The 20,323-nt window shown below is 62.2% G+C and carries 16 protein-coding genes; 2 read left to right on the top strand and 14 right to left on the bottom strand.

Translation table 11 applies throughout. The annotated features are described in order from the left end of the window. Positions 1–31 precede the first annotated feature (31 nt). From FPL22_RS08510 to FPL22_RS08485, 6 genes are all read right to left on the bottom strand, one after another. Positions 32–1,369 carry a DUF2334 domain-containing protein gene (locus FPL22_RS08510; RefSeq protein ID WP_144229743.1) on the bottom strand — a complete coding sequence of 446 codons (1,338 nt, stop codon included), beginning with the start codon at positions 1,367–1,369 and terminating at the stop codon, positions 32–34. A gap of 11 nt (positions 1,370–1,380) precedes the next feature. After that, entirely contained in the window at positions 1,381–2,175 is a 795-nt protein-coding gene (locus FPL22_RS08505) for a DUF1559 family PulG-like putative transporter (protein ID WP_144229741.1), read from the bottom strand. Positions 2,176–2,266: 91 nt separating this feature from the next. Further along, positions 2,267–3,316, bottom strand: a complete 1,050-nt coding sequence (locus tag FPL22_RS08500) for a LacI family DNA-binding transcriptional regulator (RefSeq protein ID WP_144229739.1) — start codon at positions 3,314–3,316, stop codon at positions 2,267–2,269. Between the two features lie 194 nt (positions 3,317–3,510). Further along, on the bottom strand, positions 3,511–4,920 hold the full coding sequence (locus FPL22_RS08495; RefSeq protein ID WP_144229737.1) for an MFS transporter: 1,410 nt from the start codon (positions 4,918–4,920) through the stop codon (positions 3,511–3,513). A 105-nt stretch (positions 4,921–5,025) separates the two neighbouring features. After that, positions 5,026–6,072 carry a hydroxyacid dehydrogenase gene (locus tag FPL22_RS08490; protein WP_144229734.1) on the bottom strand — a complete coding sequence of 349 codons (1,047 nt, stop codon included), beginning with the start codon at positions 6,070–6,072 and terminating at the stop codon, positions 5,026–5,028. 84 nt (positions 6,073–6,156) lie between these two features. After that, positions 6,157–7,203, bottom strand: coding sequence for a LacI family DNA-binding transcriptional regulator (locus tag FPL22_RS08485; protein ID WP_144229732.1), 1,047 nt, complete (start codon positions 7,201–7,203; stop codon positions 6,157–6,159). A gap of 123 nt (positions 7,204–7,326) precedes the next feature. Here FPL22_RS08485 and FPL22_RS08480 point away from each other — a divergent pair, with 123 nt between their 5' ends. Further along, positions 7,327–7,965, top strand: a complete 639-nt coding sequence (locus FPL22_RS08480) for a hypothetical protein (protein WP_144229730.1) — start codon at positions 7,327–7,329, stop codon at positions 7,963–7,965. Here the strand turns inward: FPL22_RS08480 and FPL22_RS08475 are convergent. The 6 genes from FPL22_RS08475 to FPL22_RS08445 all read right to left on the bottom strand — a co-directional run bounded on the left by FPL22_RS08475 (position 7,962) and on the right by FPL22_RS08445 (position 15,229). Beyond that, positions 7,962–9,017: a hydroxyacid dehydrogenase gene (locus FPL22_RS08475; RefSeq protein WP_144229728.1), complete on the bottom strand. Its 1,056-nt coding sequence runs from the start codon at positions 9,015–9,017 to the stop codon at positions 7,962–7,964. The two genes, FPL22_RS08480 and FPL22_RS08475, sit on opposite strands and share 4 nt — an antisense overlap. After that, positions 9,014–10,648, bottom strand: coding sequence for a glycosyl hydrolase family 28-related protein (locus tag FPL22_RS08470; protein WP_238991347.1), 1,635 nt, complete (start codon positions 10,646–10,648; stop codon positions 9,014–9,016). Before FPL22_RS08470 ends, FPL22_RS08475 begins: the two co-directional genes overlap by 4 nt. After that, entirely contained in the window at positions 10,648–11,949 is a 1,302-nt protein-coding gene (locus FPL22_RS08465; RefSeq protein ID WP_162525234.1) for a beta strand repeat-containing protein, read from the bottom strand. Before FPL22_RS08465 ends, FPL22_RS08470 begins: the two co-directional genes overlap by 1 nt. Positions 11,950–11,954: 5 nt before the next feature. Beyond that, positions 11,955–13,298: a DUF2334 domain-containing protein gene (locus FPL22_RS08460; protein ID WP_238991346.1), complete on the bottom strand. Its 1,344-nt coding sequence runs from the start codon at positions 13,296–13,298 to the stop codon at positions 11,955–11,957. A 20-nt stretch (positions 13,299–13,318) separates the two neighbouring features. Beyond that, positions 13,319–14,068 (bottom strand): DUF1559 family PulG-like putative transporter, encoded by a 750-nt coding sequence (locus FPL22_RS17825; RefSeq protein WP_203235131.1) that lies wholly within the window; start codon positions 14,066–14,068, stop codon positions 13,319–13,321. A gap of 81 nt (positions 14,069–14,149) precedes the next feature. Next, positions 14,150–15,229 carry a LacI family DNA-binding transcriptional regulator gene (locus FPL22_RS08445; protein WP_144229724.1) on the bottom strand — a complete coding sequence of 360 codons (1,080 nt, stop codon included), beginning with the start codon at positions 15,227–15,229 and terminating at the stop codon, positions 14,150–14,152. A 243-nt stretch (positions 15,230–15,472) separates the two neighbouring features. Here FPL22_RS08445 and FPL22_RS08440 point away from each other — a divergent pair, with 243 nt between their 5' ends. After that, a complete protein-coding gene (locus FPL22_RS08440) occupies positions 15,473–16,210 on the top strand; it encodes a TrmH family RNA methyltransferase (protein WP_144229722.1) in 738 nt (245 codons plus the stop codon). A 3-nt stretch (positions 16,211–16,213) separates the two neighbouring features. Here the strand turns inward: FPL22_RS08440 and FPL22_RS08435 are convergent, their stop codons facing one another. Beyond that, a complete protein-coding gene (locus tag FPL22_RS08435; protein WP_144229720.1) occupies positions 16,214–17,701 on the bottom strand; it encodes a GH39 family glycosyl hydrolase in 1,488 nt (495 codons plus the stop codon). A gap of 12 nt (positions 17,702–17,713) precedes the next feature. Then, positions 17,714–20,263, bottom strand: a complete 2,550-nt coding sequence (locus FPL22_RS08430) for a CBM96 family carbohydrate-binding protein (protein WP_144229718.1) — start codon at positions 20,261–20,263, stop codon at positions 17,714–17,716. Positions 20,264–20,323: the final 60 nt, after the last annotated feature.

Here is a 20,323-nt window from a genome sequence, read left to right as displayed (position 1 = left end):
TGCGCACTAGCTGCGCACCTACACAGGAGAATCAGGGTTTGGCCACCAGCGCGGCGGCTTCGGTGGGGGTGACGATGGGGATTTTGTTGGCTTGTAGGTAATCGATGAGCTTCACGAACTCGGCCCAGCGCTCGTCGTTCCATTGGTTGGGGTGGCCTTGTATCACATAATAACTACGGCCCTTAGCGTTCTTCAGATAGCCGGTGATGAATTTGTCGGCGTTGGGCACGAAGAGCGGATCTTCGATGTTCACGCCGCCGACGCGCTCGAGGATGACCTTGCCGGGAATCTTGGCCTGGTCCGAACGATTGGCATACAGGAAAATCTTCATGTCGGGATCTTCGGCGAAGACCTTGAAGGTCGCGTCGTCGAAGCCGTTGAACGGCGAGCCAAAGGTGGTGAAGCCGAAGCCGAGTTTCTCTTTGGCGAGGGCCTGCGATTTTACGAAGCTGGCTTTCTGCTGTTCGTAGGTCGTGCCTTTGAACTCCTGGAGTTTCACGCCGTTTTCTTCCCACTGTTTGTGGTTCCAGCCGTGAAACCAGAACTCGATGAGTCCGGTTTTCTGGAGATCTTTAATGTAGTTGATGTAGGTCGGATTAGCCGTGCCGAGGGACTCGGCGATAATACCGACGGAGAGTTTGATCTTACGCTCGATGGCAAAGTCAGTGATGCGCTTCCAACCGCGGGGAACGTTGCCGCCGCCGGTGGCGAGGTCGTCCACCTTGAGGACAACGACGGGCGGATTCGCGGGGAGCGGAGGGAGCTTGGAGAAATCGAGCGCGGCCTTGACCGGAGCGGCAGCGGCGGCGGACGGGGCTCCCGCGAGGCCGGCGCTTTCCTCGACGGTGATGTCATCGATGTCCCAGGAGCCGGTCGAGGTGCTGAAGGAATGAAACCACACGATGACGCTGACGGCGCCGGCGGGAGCGGTGGCGTCGAGCGTGTAGGGTGCCCAGGTTTCGACATGGGGTGGGACGGCCTTGTCCTTGGCTTCACCGATGAATTTGCCGGAGGCATCGCGGAAGCGCAGGTAGGCGCCGAGTCCCCAAGTGGTCGCGTAGGAGCGGGCTTGGAACGAGAGGCGGTAGGTGGCGCCGGGGGTGGCGGGAAGCGCGGTGCTTTCGAGGCTCGAGCCGGCGATCGCGTCATTGTCTTCGATGCGCAGGCCAAGCTTGCCGGTGCGGGCGGATGCGGCGTCCGTGCGGCTCATGGGATGGGTGCCTTCGAGCGGAACCCAGTTCTTGAGGCCGTCCTCGAAGCCGGGATTGACGAGGGCGAGGGGCTTGGCGGGGGCGTCGGCGGAAAACGCCGGCGCCATGCCGAGGGCAACAATGGAAGAAAGCAGCAGGCAGGCGCGAAGGAGTGACATCAGTCGAAGGGTCAGAAGGTGGGATTAAGAGTCACAAGGGCTTGCTCGGGTGTGAGCATGCCAACACGGCCATCGACGAACAGGTAGTTGGCTCCTTTCCCATGACGCTTGGGCGCGCTGGCGTTGTAGCCATCCGGCTTTGCGGGATCGGTAGTGGGGGTGGGGGTTGAATCGAGGTAATAATCACTGCTGTCGCCCACGAGCACGGTGCGTCCGGGATTGTCGATGGAGACGGCTCGGAATCGGAGTTTAACGTCAGGAATTTTGGCTCCGCCGACCTTAAGCCCCCAGTTCATGCCGTAGCCGGCCGTGCTGTAGTTGCTTTGAGCGGTCAGTTTTTGCGATGCGTTGAACAGTTGGTCGTAAGCGGGGCAGTGTCCGATGGAGACGGTGTCCTTGAGATCGCCAACCGATTGTGCGCCGGTTGCAGTTCCGTTGAGTTTAAAGCTGCCATTGGTCACGTAGGGACTGATTTCCACCGACCAGTTTTCGAGCGTGCGATTGGCCAGAGGCGGCGGATTTGCCACGGTGTAGCCGGCCGGCATGTCGCTTTGGCGCATCAAGCGTGGTGCGGGATAGAGTCCGCGGTTGTCAGCAGCGTAACCATTAAACGCCACGCCAATCTGGCGGAGATTACTCATGCATTGAGTGGAACGCGCCGTGTTGCGCATCGAGCCGACGACGGGCAGTATAATCGCCGCGAGAATGCCGACGATGGCGATGACGCTGAGGAGTTCGACCAAGGTGAACGCGTGGCGGGGGCGCGCGGAAACTACGGGGGACTTCCGAGGGGTAGAGCGGAACATGGGGATAAACTATCCGGTAAACCGGAGGGTGGAAGGATGCCGGCTTTCAAACTATTGAAGAAAGGCCGCGTGACGAGGGGTGAACTGGCGGCTAACGAGGGGAGCGAGAGGGGGAAGGGCTGCTGGAATCGCGCAGGCTGGCTCCGGGTTTCCAGATGCCGCCAACCAAGGTGTAGATGATGTTGGGCGGGAGGCCTCGCTCGTTGCGTTGAAGCATGCCGATGACGACCTCGGCGGCGGTGGCACCGATGAGCGTGTCGTTTTGATAGACTCCGGCGATGTCGGGCTCGTCGTCGCGGGCGGTGAGGGTGGCGATGCCGATGTCCTCGGGGACGCGCAAGGGTTTGAGCCAGGAGACGATTTCGCGGGCGATGCCCTGGGTGATGACAACATCGGGGCGGCAGCGCCGGCGCCAGGCGAGGAAGTCGGCGGCATTGAGGTCCTCGGGGAGGTGGGGCTTGAGGCGGTTCTTTGGAGCAAGCGTCTGCTGGGCGATGGTGTAGCCGGCCACGTAGGAGTGGTTGACCTTGCTGTCCCAGCCGGGGTGGATGTAGAGCCCGATGCGCCGGTAACCCATGCCCGCAAGTTTTTCCACGAGGAGCATGGTGGACTGGGTCTGGTGGTTGGTGACGATGTGGAGGAGGGGCGGACGCAGCGTATAGCCCAGGGCGACGGACGAGAACGAAGTGAAGTCGAAGTTGAGTTTGCCGCCGTCGTGTTCCTGCGGTGCTACGATCAGGCCCTGAATGTTGCGTGCCCTGAGGATCGCGGCGACGCGGGCGGGGGTGATGCCGGGGGCGTGCAGCCAGAACTCCTCGAGTTTGTAGCCGAGCTCGCGCGAGCGTTCTTTGGCGCCGAGGAAATATTCATCGAATACTTTGACGCTTCGCATGTTGTCGCGATCAGCCCAATTATTGATCCACGCGAGTGTGGCGTGATACGAGGTGGGCTGGATTTTTTTCCGGTAGGCTACGAGCGCCGACAGCATCGGGTCGGGCGTGTAGCCCATTTCTTCGGCGACCTTGAGAATGCGGGCGCGCATCTCGGGACGGAGCTTCGGACTGTGGTTCAGCGCCAGGCTGACGGTCGAAAGATGCACACCGGCCCGTTCGGCAATGTCACGGAGGGTGATGCGGGGCATGGCGGGGAAAGCTACGGGTTGCGGGGACGGTCGACGGCCGGGGCGGGCGCGAAAGGAATGAAGCGGCGGATACTACGAACAGCAGGAGGACGGGGGAACTGTCCGTAGTTTGTATTCAAAAAATGATGCGTGTGCGTCGCTGACTTCAAGTGTGATTTCTTACTCGCGAGTGGGTTGCGAAAGGTGCGTGGGGATCAAAGCGGCGCGACGTAGTTTTTGGGGCCGCCCAACCGCATGAATTTCCCGTGCACGTGCAAAGCGGCCAGCAGGGCGATGGTGCTGATCACGCAGCCCGAGGTGAAGGTGTAGTGGTAGAGATTGCCGGATACATCGATCAGCTTGCCGATGAGCGGGCCGATCACCATGCCGAACACCGAGCCCATGAGACCCGCGGCACTGGCAAACTGTGCGAATTTGGAACGAGGAAACAGGCGCAGCCCGAGTGATGCCGCGCTGGTGAAATAGCAGCCGGAGAGCACACCGTGCAGCACGAGAGCGATCGCGAAGGTGCTGGCATCGCGTGCATACAAGGCACCCCAGGCGGTCACGACAACGTAGCCCAGCAGGCAGCCGATGGCCATGCGGAGCGGGTGAAAAATATCCGCCAGCCACCCGAGCGGGTAGGCGAGAATGAGCGAGATCGTGAAGGTGAGCGCCATGTATTTTCCATAGGCGTCCATGCTCATGCCCAGGCTCGTGGCGTAGGGAATCATGAAGGTGTTCACCGGCATGAAGCAGATGCTGGCGATCGTTAAGAGGATGAAGACCCAGATATAATACGAATGGCTGAAGCACTCGCGGAAGTAGGTCTTCGCGCCCACGAAAAATCCGACCAGCGGACCGGGTGCGTTCTCCGGCTCCGGCGGAGGCGGCGGGTAGTTGCCCTCCTTTACTTTGTAGCAAACCCACATGAAACCGACGCCGTAGAAAACCGCGATGACCGTCAGGATCACGGTGTAATGCGTGTCGGCTTTGCCGATAAGCCAGTAATTGAAAATCATGCCGTCGATCAGGCTGACCGCGCGGAAGAGTCCGTAAAAACGTCCGAGGAGCGGAGCGGGCACGACGTCGCCGATCAGACCGCCGAAGACCGAACTCGCCACGATGGTGGCAAATTCGAAGGCGGCCCAGAAAACGCCGAAGCACAACACGGCGACGAGCATTTCACTTTGTTCAGGGAAGTGGCCGTGAACCCAGCGCGAGATGTAAGGCGTGGCGGCGAGGCCCAGCATGCCGAACGCGGCGATGGGCGTGGTGATGAGCAGAAACGGAATGCGTCGGCCGCGAGGTCCGCGATGGCGGTCTGATTTGTAGCTGATGATCGGGCCGAGCACCAAGCCGACCGCGGCGGGAAAGGTGCTGATGAGGAGCGCGAAGAGGAGATTGGGGACCTCGATGGATTTGAGATACCACTGCGCCAGAGGGGCGACGGAGCGGTCGCGCATGGCCCATGAGAAATCACCCCATAGCAGCCAGAGGAAGAGGACGATCAGGGTTCCCGATGTGTAAGTGAGCGTGCCTGCGCGCCAGATTTTGGGGCTGCCGGGCGAGGTGGGTTCGCCGGCGGAGTTGGCTTCGGGAAGCGGGGCGGGAGGGGTATGCACGATGGGGGAAGTGGGCGGAAAGAGCACTAGACCTGAAGGCGGGGAGGGGAGGAAGAACGCCTTTGTTCTACCTGTTGAAGGAAATCCCGACCGGTGAGAAAAAACTCACGTGGAGCGGTCAAAAATTTCCGGAGTGATCAGGCCGACGGGCTTTTCGCCGGCGAGGTAACGGGCGATGTTTTGCAGTGAGTGGCGCCCGCAGGCGGCGAAGTAATCGAGCGTCGGACCGGCGATGTGCGGTGAGAGAACCGCCGAGGGCAGACTGAAAAAAGGCGAGTCGGGCGGCAGGGGTTCGTTTTGAAATACATCGCTGCCGATACGCAGCCCGCGGGTCTGCGCGGCTTCGATCAAATCGGTTTCGTCGGCGACGGCGCCGCGGCCTACGTTGACGAAGACCGCACCCTCGGCGAGTTCGGCGAGCACGGAAGCGTTGATGGACTTGCGGGAGAGATCGGTGAGGGCTTCGCACGTCACGAAAATATCCGCATGGCGGGCGAGCTCGTGAAGTGAAGCCGCGGGCGTGGCACCGTGTTCGCGAATGAGCGCCTCGGGGACACCGGCGGAATACACCGTGACAGTCACGTTGAACGGTTGCAGCAGGCGGATGAGTTCACGGGCGATGGCCCCGAAGCCGTGGATCGAAACGCGAGCGCCGTGAAGCGTGCGGGTGAGCAGCTGGGCGCGCCAGGCGGTGGGCGGCAGCAGCATGTGGTCGCGCCACGCTGGGAGCTGGCGCAGCGAGGCCATGATCAGCAGCAACGCATGTTCGGCGACGACGGGAGCGACGAGCGTGCCCCAGTTGGTGACCTTGAGGCCGGCGGCGATTTGTTCGCGAGTGACGACGTGGCGGATCGAACCGGAGGCATGGCAGACGTAATCCACGGGACCATTTTGTCCGGCGAGGGTGGTGAGCGCGGAGTCGAGCAAGGGCGTGGTCCAGCCCGTCACGAGAACGCGCGGGCGATGCGTGGCGAGCAGACGGTTCCAGCTGGCCTGGCCGAGGCCGCGGGCATCCTGCCAGATGGCGCCGTCGGGCAATTCACCGGGGAAAAAGAGGTTTCGTTCGTCACTCGCGAGCGCGAATAGAATGCGGCCTTCAGGTGCGGCGGACGGGGTGGCGACAAGGGGTTCGCTTTGGGTAAGCGGGGTCATGGCCACCGTTTTTCCAGAACGATGGCCATGGCACGAGGCGGCTGATACTCACACGGGTGAGTGCGAGCATTGGCGGATGGGATTCTAGTCGTTGGGCAACGACCTCAGGGTGCGGCCGGGAGTCCAGAGTCCCTCCACGAGAACCTGCTGGGCATGAACCGGGACGCCGCGTTCGCCGCGGTGCATCATCGACACCAGAAAATCGACGGCGATGAGGCCGAGCTGGTGGTTGTCCTCACAGACACCCGCCATCGATCCGCTGGTGTCGGCCAGACCGGGGCAGGCGATGCCGATATCATCGGGTGCGCGGAGTTTTCGGGTGCGCAGCACGGCTTCGAAATGACGGTCGCCGGTGATAATGGCGTCGGGTTGATAGCGTTCGAACCAGCGCCAGAAACCCGGTTGCGCGGGATCGTGGCTGTCGTCGATACAGGGAGGCATGTCGGAGTGCGGATCGTGCAACTCGCGCGCGGTGAGATAGCCGGCGAGGTAGTGGTGGTTGGTGCGTTCGTCGTGCTGGTGATTGAACACAAAGCCGATGCGCCGGTAGCCGCGCGCGAGCAACTCCTGCATGGTGCGGAAGGTGGCGGCATATTGGGCCGAGGCGATGCGGTGGAGCTTCGGCTTGATCATGGTGTAGCCAAACGTGACGGCCGCGAAGTCCTGCCAGGGGAATTGTTCGAGGTTGGTCGCGGCGTGCGGCTGCGGGCAAAGCAGGATGCCGTCGATGCCGCGGGATTTGGCGACGGCGGCGGCGCGCTGCCAGTTGATGCCCATGTCGTTCAAATCGATGACCTCGACGCGGTAGCCGTGGGTCTCGGCGCGTTCACACGCGGCGGTGAGGTAAGTGGCGAAATGGGGGATCTCGCGCCAGGCGAGTTCTTTCGTGGTTTGAGCGAGCCAGCCGAGTGTGCCGCGGAAGCCGGCGGGGCGGCGGCCGTGACGGTAGGTGGCGAGCGCCGACAGCATCGGGTCGGGCTGGTAGCCGAGTTTTTTGGCCAGCTTTTGGATGCGTGCGCGCGTGGTGACGGGGATGCTGGCGTGTTCACGCAGCGCGAGCGAAACGGTCGCGCGGTTTACCTTGGCGGCTCGGGCGATGTCCTGCTGGGTGACGCGGCGGGGGGGCTTCATAGGGCAACTCACCCGTGTAAGTGCGCGTGTGGTTGTCGCGGCAAATGAAAAATGAACAATATGCGCCACCTCATGAAAACCCCGACATTAATTTTGAAGGCTGGTCTTGTTTTCGCGTGCGCCGTGCTTTCGCTCCGCGCCGCTCCGATTATTTCCGAGACGTTCGACAAACCGCCAGCGGTCGAAAAATGGAAGGTCGATCCGTCGGTGACGGTGAAAGACGGTGCGTTGATTTTGACCGCGACCGGTGGAGTCGAAACCTATGCCAACTCGGGTATCGTGACGAAGGCGGGTGCACCGGCTTTGGATTTTACGGCCAAGCCGGTTGAGATTGAATTGCGCGAGCTGGATCTCACCGGCCCGGGTGTGTCAGGCGATGGCGTGATTGTCTGGGTGCTTTCGGCGGACACGCAGGGTGAGGGTAATTCCACCGGCTATCTCAAGCTGCGTTTTAGCGACGATGGCGGGCTGATGTTGATGTATGGCGTGGCCGGATCAAAAGAGGTGGTCGTCCATCGCCTGGCTTCGCAGTTGGTGTTTCCCGTGAAGAGCCTGAAGGTGCGGTTGTCGGCCGCGGATTTCAGTATCAAGGGCGTGGATGCGGAGCGTGAGTTTTCCGGTGCGGGCAAATGGACGACGGAATTTAATCCGGCGGTGTGGAAAGGCCAGGCGCCGTATTTGCAGGTGCGCGTGGTGCGTCGTCCGGGCGAAGGCTCGGCGGTGGCGAAGGTGGGCGCACTGATGGTGACGAACGTGCCTTAAGTGGCGCGGTCGTAGATCTCGACCGTGATCTCGTCGGTCAGCGGCTCGCGGTTGAGATAGCGCTGGAGATTGGTCAGCGCGTGGTCACCGCAAAGGGGAAACGCGTCCCACGTCGGTCCGGCGATGTGGGGCGAGAGCAACAGACCGGGGATTTTCGCGAGGGGTGAATCCGGCGGGAGCGGCTCCTGATGGAAAACATCGAGGCCGACGCGGAGCTGTTTCTCGGTGGCGAGACGGCCGAGTGCGATTTCATCCACGATCAGGCCGCGGCCCACGTTGACGAACACGGCGTCATGCGGGAGGCGCGCGAGCACCGCAGCGGTCACGCTGCCGCGGCTGTGCGGCGTAAGGCTTTCGCATTCGATCAACACCTCGCTGCGCGCGAACAAGGTTTCGAGATCGGCGACGGGTTCGACGCCCTGGGCTTCTAAGACGGCGCGGGGAACGCCTTGGGAGCAGGCGGCGATTTCTACCTGGAAGGGTTTTAGTAGAGCGATGATTTCGCGGGCGATGGCGCCGAAGCCGTGCAGGCCGACGCGTTTTCCGCGCAAGGAACGGGTGCGCAAAACGGGCATGAGATCGGCACTGTAACTGCCTGACACCGCGGCGGCGGGCCAGGCGGGGGTGTTGCGCAACAACGACAGCACCATGAGCAATGCGTGCTCGGCGATGGTATGATTGATGAGCGTGCCCCAGTTCGTCATGCGGACACCGCGTGAAAACAGGATGCGGGGTGCGACGGATTTTACGGAGCCGGTGATGTTGCAGAGATAACGCAACGAGAAGTCGTCGGACTCGATCCACGAAACGGGAATGGGAGGCGTGTTCCAGGCGGTGACCAGCACGGTGGGGCGGTGTTGGCGGAGCGTTTTTTCCCAGTCTCCGGCGCTGATGCCATCGGGGTTGATATGAGCGCAGGATTGATCGTTGAAACGCGTCAGATCGGTCTCCGGCAGGAACAGGTTTTTTTCCTTGGGGCCGAGGGAGAACAGAATGCGTTCTTCTCCCTTGTGCGGCGCGGCGACCGGTTTGGTTTCGAGCAATGAATTCATGGAGAGGGAGGAGTGGATTCGCGGGCGAGACGGCGGCTCAATTGATCGAGATAGAGGGAACGCGGCTGGAGCGAATCGCCGGTGCCCACGCCCTCTACGAAATCATCCGAGTCCACGTCGTGGGCGGGACCGCGCGTCCCGATAACGTAGCCGTCGCCAAATTGGTGCGAGTAAACGAGCGCGGGTGAATCGCCGAGGTGTTTGGCCGCGTAGCGAAGACCTCGGGTGTTCCAGAAAACGGACTGCGTGGTGGTCACGCCATGCATAGGCGCGCCCCAGGGACGCAGCGCACGCGCCTCGATGAAATCACCGTCGCAGGTGAGGTTGTCGATGAGGTTGGCGAGCGACAGATACATGTGAAAATCGGACGCGAGATCCCCGTCCTTCGCCGTGCAATCGAGGATGACGTTGCCGCTCGAAGCCATGGTTCCAAAGTCGTAGTTGTGGCGTCCGCCCTCGGCGCGGCAGTCGCGGATCAGATTGTCCTGCGCGTTCAGACAATAGAGGTAGCCGTTGCCACCGCCGCCACGGTATTGAGGAAATTTAAAATCGCAGTCGGAGACGGTGACGAGCCGGGTGTTCCAGAGGCGAAGGGCATTGGAAAGGATGTGAACTTTGGGAGCGTTGCCGGCGGGCGCGTAGGTGTGCACGCGGCGGACCCAGGCGTTTTCGACAAAGGAGAGTGAGAGCGCGATCGAGCCGTGGGTGTCGTAAGCGGCAGTGCCGGGTGTGTCGTAGGCGCCCTCGTCGAGCGTGGCGTCGGGATGCTGGACCATGCCGATTGAAAAATCTTCCAAACCGACTTCGGAGAGCATGCGACCGGAGGTTTTGACGACGCGGGCGCGGTCGGTGGTGAAGAGAAATCCACGCACAGGAATATCGACGGTGAGCGTGCGGGCGTTGGTATCGATGGAAACAATACGCCGGCAGTAAGCCAAAGGACGGTTGGCGGGATTTCCGGCCTGCCATTTTCCGGTCATACCGAGCCGGTCGATGTAAGATTGGGTGATCGTGTTGCGGATGGCCACGAGCTCACCAACGGCGAACGAACTGACATCGGTCACGGGAATGATGGAGGACGGTTGCGGCAGATCGGCGGACAGGGCGATTCCGGACGGGTCGCCGGAGCCGGTGTTCCACCATGCGGACGTGCGCGGCTCGAGGCTGATGACGCGCTTTCCACGCATCTTCACCGACGTGTTGAAGAGAAAAGTGCGATCGGGGCCGGCACCACGGAGGATCACATGATCATCGCGGATCAGCAGGGCGGAGTTGTTGTCGGCTTGCGGGGAAATCCGGTAGGAGCCTGGAGGCAGATAAACGATGCCGCCTCCAGAAAGCCCTATGGTATCGAGCGCTTTTTGGATGGCGGCGGTGGTGTCGGTTTTGCCGGAGGAATCCGCGTTGTAAGGCGGACGGGTAACATCGGTTACGGGCGAAGTCAGCGCAGGGACAGGGATGTCGCCCGAATGATAACCGGCGCGGGAGAAATCATGGAGGAACCGGCCGGCATCATCGGAGTAACCGGGCTCCCACTGGTCGGGATAGAGCGTGGAGCGCCAAGGCACCGCGGCGTGCAGGCCGCCGGCCAGCAGGAGTGTGACGATGACAAATGTCTTCGCCCGAGACATCAGGCGCGAGTTTCGCGACGACGCAAAGCGGCCACGCCAAGAGCGGCGACACCGAAGAGGGCGGCGAAGGTCGAGGGTTCGGGAATCGCGGAGACGGTGAGGATGCCGTTGGTGCCGAAGACGCCGGTGAAGCCCGGATCGAGACCGGTGATGGTGATGTCGGACACCGAGTTGCCGGTGAAGCCGCTGAAGAGCGTGTAGGAGCCGGCGACGGAGGTGGTGCCGTTGAGGGCGAGGGTGAGGCTGCTGAGATTGAAGGCGCCCGAACCGATGATCTGGTCGGAGGTGTTGGACGCGCCGAGGGTGAAGTTGAGCGTGCCGATGGAGGCGGTGAAGTTCTGGCCGGTGGCGAGGGTGAACGAACCGATCGAAGTGCCGTTGATTGCGAGTGCGCCGGAAGTCAGAGAGAACGCGCCGGTGCCGAGGGCCACGGCGGTCGAGACGGAGCTGTTGAGCGTGCCGCCGCTGACGGTAACCGAATTGGTGTTAGCGAGGCTGGACCCGAGGTTCAGCGTGCCGCCGGAGACGATGGTGGCTCCGCTGTAACTGTTGGTGCCGGTCAAGGCGAGCGTTCCACCGGAATTGGTGAGACTGAGCAAGGCGTTGGTGCCGGAGTTGCTCAACGTGCCGGCAAACGTGTTGGTGCCGCCGGTGATCGTAAGCGTGGAGGTGGTGTTCGCGCTGGTGCTGCGGATGGTGGTTCCGGAGACGCCGCTTAGTCCGGCGAGGGACTGGTTTTTGCCCTGCATGCTGAACGTGGCGCCGCCCGAGATCGTCAGTTTTCCGGTCGAACCCACGCCGTCGTTGGCCTCAAGCGTCAGCTGACCGCCACTGAGTGCGGTGTCGCCGGTGTAAGTGGAGGTTTGTTTGAACCGAAGCGTGCCGCCGCCTGATTTGGTGAGACCGTTCGATCCGGCGAGGACAATATCGAGTGTGGTGTTGCCAGCGCCGCCAATGGTCGGGGTGGTTCCGGCGAGCGTGAATGACGAGCCTACGCCACCGCCGATGGTCACATTGTTGCCTGTTGAGACCGTGATGCCTCCCGCGGAAATGGCGACGGCCGGGGCGATCGAAACGGTATAGGTAGCGGCGCTGCCGCCGAAGCTGGCGGTGTCGTTGCCCGCATTGTTCCAGGCGACTCCGCTGCTCCAGGCCGAAGTGCTGGTGGTATCCCAAGTGCCCGCGGCGCTGCTATTCCAAGTGAAAGTGTCGGCCGATAATGTGGCCGGCAGGACGGCGGAAAAAACCAGTGCTAGGAGGCCGGCGGCGACGGGCAAACGGGAGAGGGTGGAGGTATGCATGGGGATCAGTGTTGTTGGGCCGAGGCGGCTTCTACGGGGGTGACGATGGGAATGTGGTTCTGGACGAGGAAATCGATGATGCGCACGAACTCGGCCCAGCGGGCGTCGTCCCATTGCGCGGGGTGGCCTTGGATCGTGTAGGCGGTGCGGCCGGCGGCGTATTTGGTGTAGCCTTCGATGAACTTGGCGGAGTTCGGCACGAACAGCGGTTGCTCGATGCTCACCGCGCCGACACGATCAAGGAGGGTTTTTCCGGCGGGATTGGCGCGTTCGCCGTAGAGCCAGACTTTGATGTCGTTGTCCTCGGCCAGCACGCGGGCGGTGTTGGCATCGGAAACATTGAACGGTGATCCGAACGTCTTGAAGGCAAAGCCGAGTTTCTCGCGGGCGAGGGCCTGCGAACGCACGAAGTGGTCCTTCTGTTGTTCATAAGGCGGGCCTTGGAACTCGCTCACGTTGCGGTCGCCTTCCTTCCACGCCTTGTGGTCGTAGCCGTGGAACCAGAACTCGAACAGGCCGGTGGCCTGCAGTTGTTTTATCCACGCAAAGTAGGCGGGTTTTTCGCCCTCCAGTGAGTTGGCGATGATGCCGATGGAGAGCTTGATTTTTCTTTCAACGGCCAGATCGGCGATGCGCTTCCAACGCTCGGGAATTCCGCCGGTGGGCGTGCTGATGAGGTCGTCGAGTTTGAGCACGACGGGAACGAGCGGAGAAGGCAGTGCGGGCGGAGTGGAAACGGAGGGACTGGCCGCTACCGTTGTAGGTGCAGCCGGAGTCGTTGTGCCGGCTGAAGTTGCGTCGAGGTCAACCAAGGTGAAGTCATCGAGATCCCAGGAGCCGGTGGTTTTCCCGTAGGAATGAATCCAGAGCGAGACGGCGACAGCGTCGCTCGGTGCGAGTGCGTCTAGAGTGACTTGCTCCCACGCGGACACTGCTTGCGAAGGCACGCTGATGGTGGGCGCATTGGGTAAAAATTTACCGGAGGCGTTGCGGAGACGCACATAGACGCCGCAGGCATTGCTCTTCTCCAGGGAACGAACTTGGAAGGTGACCCGATAATGATGACCGGGCACGGCGGGAAGCGAAACGCTTTCGACGCTGGATCCGTTGACGGTATCGGTATCAAGGATACGCAGCCCAAAATTTCCTTGATGGGCGGCGGCCGGGAGCACCGTGCTCATGGCAGAATTGTTTTCAGCTACGATCCAACCCGCGAATTCCTGTTCAAACCCGGGATTGGCCAGCATTTGCGCCGGAGCGACTGCGGGCTCTGCCGCTGATGCAAAAACAGTGAGGGCGAGAGTGGCTAGGTAAAGGCCCAGCGCGCGAGGGAAACGAGGGAGATTCATGCGACGGATCGGGCTGTGCCTTACGAGCGCGGAGGAAGCACCTTGAGGGCGGCATCCGGACTGAGCGACTCGACGTGCCCGTCGCAGAAAAGGTAGTTGGCGTTGGAGCCGTGCCGTGTGGGCGCTCCGGAGTAATAACCCTCGACGGTATTGGTCGCGGTCGTCCAGTTGGGGGTTTGCACGTCGATGTGGTAATTGACGCTGTCACCTACGAGCACGGTGCGGGAAGGGATGCTCAAGGCCGCGACCTTGTAACGATTATCGTAGGTCATGCTGCCGCCGACTCCTGGGATATTCAGGGCGGCGTTCATGCCGTAGCCGGAAGTCTGATACGGGGTTGCCACCAAATCGCCGATGGTGGGGAAAAGGAGATCGTAGGCCGGGCAGTGGATAATGTTGGAGGTCTCACCGACCTTTTTGATGTCGGCGGTGCTGACGACCTGGCCGGCTGCGTTGGTGTCACGAAAAACGTAAGGACTGATTTCGCGCATCCAGTTTCCGCCGGAAGGATTCGGGTTGATGCCCGTCGCGTTACCACGCAAGGCGGGGAAAACACCGCGATTATCGGCTGCGTAAAGTTGAAAGGCACCGCCAATCTGGCGGAGGTTGGAGCTGCACTTGGTGCGGCGGGCCGATTCGCGGATGCGCCCGAGGCCGGTGATGGTGAGGCCGGCGAGCACGGCGATGATGGCGATGACCGCGAGAAGCTCGATGAGCGTAAAGCCGCGACGGCTGACGCGGAGCGACTTCAGTGAGGGGTAACGAAGCATGAAGCCACGTTGCGTCCACCGCTCAAATCTTGAAAGTGCGACGGAATCCAAACAATTGGATTTCGTGGGTAAATACCGTTTTTACGAGTGTGGCCGAACGATTGAGCCCTCGATGGAACGCACGCTTTCGCCGGGCTGCCACACGCCGTCCACCTGCGTGTAAATGAGCGTGGCGGGGAGACCCTGCTCGTTGCGTTGTAACATGCCGATCACGATGTCCGCCGCGGTGGCACCGATGAGGCGGTCGTTTTGATAGATGCCGGAGACCTGGGGTTTGTCGGGATGCGTGCTGAGGTCCACGATACCGACGTCACGAGGCACACGAATGCGCAGAGGCTTGAGCCAGTTGACGATCTCGGGGTAGAGGCCCTGGGTGATGATGACTTCCGGACGGGCGCGGGTGAACCAGTCCCGGAATTTGGCGGCGATGATTTCTTCCGCGACCGACTCGCTGCCTTCATAGAGGTAGGCGGGGATGCGGTCCTTCGCGGGAAGGTTTTTTTGCGCGGATAAAAAGCCGGTGCTGTAGCCCTCGTTTACCTTTTTATCCCAATCGGCGTAGAGGTAGAGCGCGATGCGACGGTAGCCGAGGTCGCGAAGTTTTTTTACGACCAGCGTGATGGAGAGAAACTGGTGGTTGGTGACCACGTGCAGCAGGGCGGGTCGCAGGCTGTAGCCGAGCGCGACGGCTGAAAAATGAGTGAAATCAAAGTCCAGCTTCCCTCCGTCGTGCTGTTGCGGAGGAACGATGATGCCTTGGATATTTCGTGCGCGCAGAATGGAACCCATGCGGGCGGGCGTCATGTCTTTTCCCCGCAGAAAAAACTCCTCGAGTTTGTAGCCGTAGCGGTTGGCTCGTTCGGTTGCGCCGAGGAAATATTCGTTGAACGACTGGATTTCCCGCATCGCGCCGCGCAGGGGCCAGTTGTCCAGCCAGGCGAGTGTGGACTGATAGGACGAGGAGGGTTGCAGGCTCTTCCGATAAGCAGCCAGCGCCGACAAGGCGGGATCGGGTCGGTAGCCGAGGTCCGTCGCAATTTTTTGGATTTGAGCGCGAGTCTCTAAGTGGACGCTGGCGCTGTTGTGCAGAGCGCGGCTGACGGTCGAAATATCAACATCGGCTTTGATGGCGATGTCTCGAAGAGTGATGCGGCGGGGCATGGGCGGTGCGAACGATCCTGAGGATGGGGTGACGGAAGCCCGGCGGCTACTGAAAGAGGGCTCCTGTGTTGAATGCAAGGGCCGAGCGGGGGCGACGATCTTGAATTACAATAAATTGGATCGCGCGGCGATTGGCTCGGAGCGCGGCAGCGGACAGTTTTTCTTCGATGACGTGAAGTGGGTGCCGTGATTGAACCGGAGGTTCGCTCGACAACGGGCGAACCTATTTGTCAGCATCGGGCAGTGAAATCTCCCGAGCTTAATCTTTGCGGTCTGGTGGCGGTGCGGTCGCGTTTCGAGAAGGACCCGGCGTCGATCAAGCGGCTGTTCTTCGACGAGGCTACGGGACGCAAGGTGGGCGTGATCTGCAAGGCGCTCGCGGCGGGGCGAAAAGTGTATCGCTGCGTTCCGGCGGCGGAGTTGGAGAAAATTGCGGGCAGCATCCACCACGGCGGCATTGTGGCGGTGATCGATGCTCCCAAGCTGCGCGCACCGGATGCGCGCACGGTGGCGAATTGGGCGGCCAAGCGGACTCCGCTCGTGTTGCTCGACCGGATTGGCAACGCGCACAACCTCGGGGCGATCGCGCGGACGGCGGCGTTTTTTGGCGTCGAAAATATTGTGATCCCGGCGCATCCGCAGGCGGCTCTGCCGGGCGAGGCGGCGTTTCGTGTGTCGGAAGGCGGACTCGAGCAAGTCGAGGTGTGGCGCACGCCGGATCTGGCGAAACTCATGCGCGAACTCGCGGCGGCCGGTTACGACGTGGCGGGCGCGGCGGCGCGCGGCGGCAAGCCGGTGTTGCTGGCCGGACCGGCCAAGCCGGTGGCGGTCGTGCTCGGCAATGAGGAGCACGGACTCGCGGCCGATGTGGAGCGCGCATGCACGCGACTCGTGACGATTCCCGGCAGCGGCCGCGTGGAGTCGCTCAATGTGTCGGTGGCGGGCGCGGTGTTGATCTACGCGCTGCTGGCGGGACGGTAAGGTTTAGACGCGCTCCAGATCGGCGCAGGCGAAGGCGCAGGGGGCGAAGGCGAGCGAGAGGCTGAACTCGCCGGTGAGATCAAGGGTTTCGTCGCTGAGGAGGGCGGGTTCGGCGCCGGCTTGGAGAGCGGCGAGTTGCGCGGGCGTGGGATAGGCGGGCGAACCGGCGGAGCGCCAGGCTCCCAAGGCGTCGCCCTGGGTGGCATCGACTTGATAAATGCGGATGCGATAACGTCCGGGGCGCAGACCGCGCAGGGCGAACGTGTCGTGGCGGAGTTCGCCGCTCACGTGCCAGTCGCCGCCGCCGAGATCGGTTTCCTCGACCTCGGGGAGATTCCACGCGAGGACACGCACATCGCCGGAGGAGGAAACGGTGGCGCGGGCGGAGGCGTGATCGAGCGGGAGTTCGGTGTCGTGCATACCGGCGAGCCAGCGGTAGGCGTGGAAGACGGGCTTTTTGATGCCGTGGATGTTCACGAGTCCATATTTGCCGGTGAAGGGCAGGGCGCTCAGGCCGGTTTCCTCGAAAATGTCGCTGACGGTCCACCACATGTAGGAGTCAACGAGACCGGAAACGTCTTTGAGATTTTGCAGAGCGAACACGGCGGTGAAGAGGGAGTCTTTGCCGTAAACATCTTCGTGGGCGGGGCAGGTGTTCCACTCGGTGAAGTGGAGTTCTGCGTTGGGGAAAGCCGAGGCGGCGATCTGGGAACGCACGCGTTCGATGTCGCGGCGCATCGCGCCGACACCGCGGTAATGCATGGGCCCGTCGGGCACGCCTTGGACGAGATCGGCGTCCACGCAGTAGTGATGCGTGGAGATAAAATCGAGGGGCAGGTTGTGCTCTTTGCAGTAAGCAAGGAGATCGGGCACCCACATGGTTTTGGAGGTGGCGGGACCGCCGACGCGCAGGCGTGCGTCAACGGACTTCACGGCGCGGACGGATTCGGCGTAGAGTTGAAAATAGTCGCCCTGCGTGCCGGTCCAGAAGGCGCCGATCAAGTCGGGTTCGTTCCAGACTTCGAAGTGCCAGGTGAGGACTTCTTCGATACCGAAATGGTTGACGAGATGTTGAGTGAAGCGGCGGACGAGGCGGCTCCATTGGGCGTAGTCCTTGGGCGGTGTGACGTTGGCGCGGTAGTCAAAAATTGTCTGCGTGCCGCTGGCGAGCCGGGCGGGCATGAAGCCGAGCTCGACGAAGGGCTTCATGCCTTGGGCGACGAAGAACTCGTAGATTTTGGTGACGTTTTGGAAGTTGAGACGCGGGCCGCCATCGGGGTCTTCACCACCGGGATGAACGACGCCGACGTAGTCGTTGAAAATGCCGTGGAAACGCACGCCACCGAAACCGATCTCGCGCTGGGCGAGGCGCACGTGCTCGCGGTAATCCTCGCGCAACGTGAGGTAGGCATGGCAGGAGCCGATGCCGCGCTGGAAGAAGCGGTCGAGGGGAAGGGAGGACGATTGGAGATCGATGACGGTGGCGGGCATGGTGCGTGAAAATCAGGGCGAGGTGTAGCCGGTGATGGCGAACTGGCTGAGCGCGGTGCTCTGGATGGATTCGCTGGAGATCGATGGGTAGAGCGAAGTGTCGCTGAAGAACGTGGCGGAAGTGATGAATGCGGGGACGTTGAGCGTCGCCACCGTCGAGCCCGAGGTAAGGTTTTTGAGTGTGACCGTCGCGGTCCAGTCGGAGAAAGTGGCCCCGCGATTGAGTGTGAAGCTTAGTTGGAGCGGAGCCGAGACATTGTCACCGCCGGTGGAGTTGAGGCCGAGGGCGGAGCCAGCGACGTTGGCGGTGAGGCTGGTCGCGGGTGAGCCGTTGTTTTGATAAAAACCGATGCGGTAGGCGTCGGTGCCGGAGGCCCGGCCGAAGTAAGCGCGCAGGTTGGTGGTGGCTGAGGTGGCGTTGTAGAAGTGCCCGAGGGAGACGATGGTGGCGGTGCCTCCGGTGGCGGCCGACTGGGTGAACCCGAAGTCCATCACGGTGGTGCGCGAAGGCGTGGCGGTGTAGCTGACGGGTGTCTGCCAGACGGCGTTTTGAGCGGTGGTCTGGGCGGTGTTTACGGTGAGACCGGAGGCGAGGTTGATGTTGAAGCTGCCGGAGCCCGACACGAGCTGCCAGGCGGGGGCGGAGGCGGGCTGGTTGTGCAACGTGCCGTTGGCGTAGCCCTCGACGGAGGTGAAGTTGACGGATTGTAGTCCCTCGTGGATACGCACGTTGGAGTAGCGGGCGGCGACGGCCTTGTTGCCGGCGTCGTTGTCATTGGCGATGGCGAGGTGGGTCATCGCGCCGGTGTAGAACTGGCCGACGGGGATGAGGTAGGTCTTGGGGCCGGAGGCGGAGACGTAGTCTTTGAAGTCGGTCCACGCACCGGTCCAGACCTGCGAGCCGGCGAAGTGGAAGAGGCGTTTGGCGTCGGTATGGCTGTCGTTGTTCTCAAGGCCGAAGGCGATGATCTCGCCAGGGGCGGCGGATTCGACAGTAACCTCGATCACGGTGTCGGGGGTGACGGTGTAATTGAGCGGGAATTTCCACCAAGAGTCCTTGTGGACGGTGACAGCGGCGCCGCCGTCGGCGATGGTGACCTGGCCGGTGGCGTTGGGCTGCGCGGAATAGACGGAGTAGTCGGTGCCGAAGGAGATGGCACCGTTGGCGGCGCGGGAGGTGGCGGAGGGTATCGCCGGGGTGCTCTTGGTGCCGGACCAGACGCGCACGTAATCGACATCGACGGTCTTGTTGTGGATGGCGGAGGTGACGTTATTGGCATCCCAGCCGCCGAGCTGGAGCGAGAGGATGAGGTAGCCGGGCACGGTCATCACGCGGGAGTCAGTGTAAGAGCCGGTCTTTACGCCATCGACGTAGAATTCGATGAGTTCGCCGGGCACCCAGTAGCAGCCGTAAGTGCGGTAGGTGGTGTCGGTGTTGAGGGCGGGCACGGGGCCCCAGCCGCGGGACTGCTGGCTGGCGCCATAGCCGTCCCAGTGGATCGCGTGGGAGGCGACGTTTTTACCCCAGACACCGAGCGCTTCCATGATGTCGAGCTCCATGCCGCCGTCGGCAGTGGTGCTGTTGTTGGGGGACTGGGCGTAGTCGGTGCGGACTTCGAGCTCGGCATTGCTGCCGTAGTTGGTGGACGAATACGAACCCCATTTGACGGCGGCGTCGGCGGCGGGGGCGACATTTACGGAGCCGTTGATGACGAGGACGGGGCGGTCGGCGGCGTTGACGGCGTTGCGACTGTGGAAACGCATGGCGCGGGCGCGGCGGAATTCGTCGGAGAGGGCGACGGACATGACGCCGTCGCCGGCGAGCTGGGCCTGCGCCCAGGCGGTGACGTCGATCTCTACGATGTCGCCGGCGGCGGAATTGAAGCCCCACTTGTGGTCGAGGTGGAGCGGGTTGAGCGCGGGCTGGTTGTTCCAGTTGATGCCGGTCTCGGTCCAAGAATCGTCGGTGACGGCGAGAGTCTGGAGGTTGTTGGGGTTGGACGAGCTGTTGCCGACAACGATGGTCTTGATGCGCAGCTTTGCGCTGGTGATCGACGAGACGCCGGAGCCGGCGAGGTTGAATTTGAGGAAGGCGCGGCTGAACCACTCCTTGGTGCCGTAGCCATCGCGTTCGGGCATGACCCAAAACGCGGGCCAGAGGCCGGTGGCCTGATCCCAACGCATGCGGGCCTCGAGATAGCCGCCGGTCTGCTTGAAGCGCATGTAACTGGAGATCTCGCCGGTGGAGTAGGCGAAATTGGTGCCGGCGAAAACGACCGGATCGGTGGACGCGCGAAGAGTGAGTTTTCCGCCGCCGACGGTGGTGTTGGCGGGGTTGTTGCCGCCGGGGCCCTCGATGCCGGCGTCACCCTGGCCAAGTTTCCACTTGGAACCGTCGAGGGCGGTGCCGTCGAACTCGTCTTGGAAAGTAAGTGTCCACGTGCCGGGAATCGGCGGGGTGGGTTGGGCGTGGAGCACGGAAGCCAGCAGAAGACAGAGGACGGAGGACAGAGGGCGGAAGACGGACTGAAGGCGGAGTAGACGGGGGGGAGGGGTATTCATGGGGGTAGGGTAAACTGTAAGGAAAACCGCTCCGCGGGTGTGAGCCGTGGAGCGGCCGAA

This window comes from Rariglobus hedericola (genome assembly GCF_007559335.1).
Lineage (GTDB): Bacteria > Verrucomicrobiota > Verrucomicrobiia > Opitutales > Opitutaceae > Rariglobus > Rariglobus hedericola.
This window is presented reverse-complemented; position numbering and strand designations above follow the sequence as displayed.

Coding starts and splice junctions, on each gene's coding strand:
- FPL22_RS08475 (WP_144229728.1), bottom strand. CDS start 9,017: ATGAATTCATTGCTCGAAACCAAACCGGTCGCCGCGCCGCACAAGGGA.
- FPL22_RS08470 (WP_238991347.1), bottom strand. CDS start 10,648: ATGTCTCGGGCGAAGACATTTGTCATCGTCACACTCCTGCTGGCCGGC.
- FPL22_RS08465 (WP_162525234.1), bottom strand. CDS start 11,949: ATGCATACCTCCACCCTCTCCCGTTTGCCCGTCGCCGCCGGCCTCCTA.
- FPL22_RS08510 (WP_144229743.1), bottom strand. CDS start 1,369: ATGTCACTCCTTCGCGCCTGCCTGCTGCTTTCTTCCATTGTTGCCCTC.
- FPL22_RS08490 (WP_144229734.1), bottom strand. CDS start 6,072: ATGACCCCGCTTACCCAAAGCGAACCCCTTGTCGCCACCCCGTCCGCC.
- FPL22_RS08445 (WP_144229724.1), bottom strand. CDS start 15,229: ATGCCCCGCCGCATCACTCTTCGAGACATCGCCATCAAAGCCGATGTT.
- FPL22_RS08435 (WP_144229720.1), bottom strand. CDS start 17,701: ATGCCCGCCACCGTCATCGATCTCCAATCGTCCTCCCTTCCCCTCGAC.
- FPL22_RS08485 (WP_144229732.1), bottom strand. CDS start 7,203: ATGAAGCCCCCCCGCCGCGTCACCCAGCAGGACATCGCCCGAGCCGCC.
- FPL22_RS17825 (WP_203235131.1), bottom strand. CDS start 14,068: ATGCTTCGTTACCCCTCACTGAAGTCGCTCCGCGTCAGCCGTCGCGGC.
- FPL22_RS08505 (WP_144229741.1), bottom strand. CDS start 2,175: ATGTTCCGCTCTACCCCTCGGAAGTCCCCCGTAGTTTCCGCGCGCCCC.
- FPL22_RS08500 (WP_144229739.1), bottom strand. CDS start 3,316: ATGCCCCGCATCACCCTCCGTGACATTGCCGAACGGGCCGGTGTGCAT.
- FPL22_RS08430 (WP_144229718.1), bottom strand. CDS start 20,263: ATGAATACCCCTCCCCCCCGTCTACTCCGCCTTCAGTCCGTCTTCCGC.
- FPL22_RS08460 (WP_238991346.1), bottom strand. CDS start 13,298: ATGAATCTCCCTCGTTTCCCTCGCGCGCTGGGCCTTTACCTAGCCACT.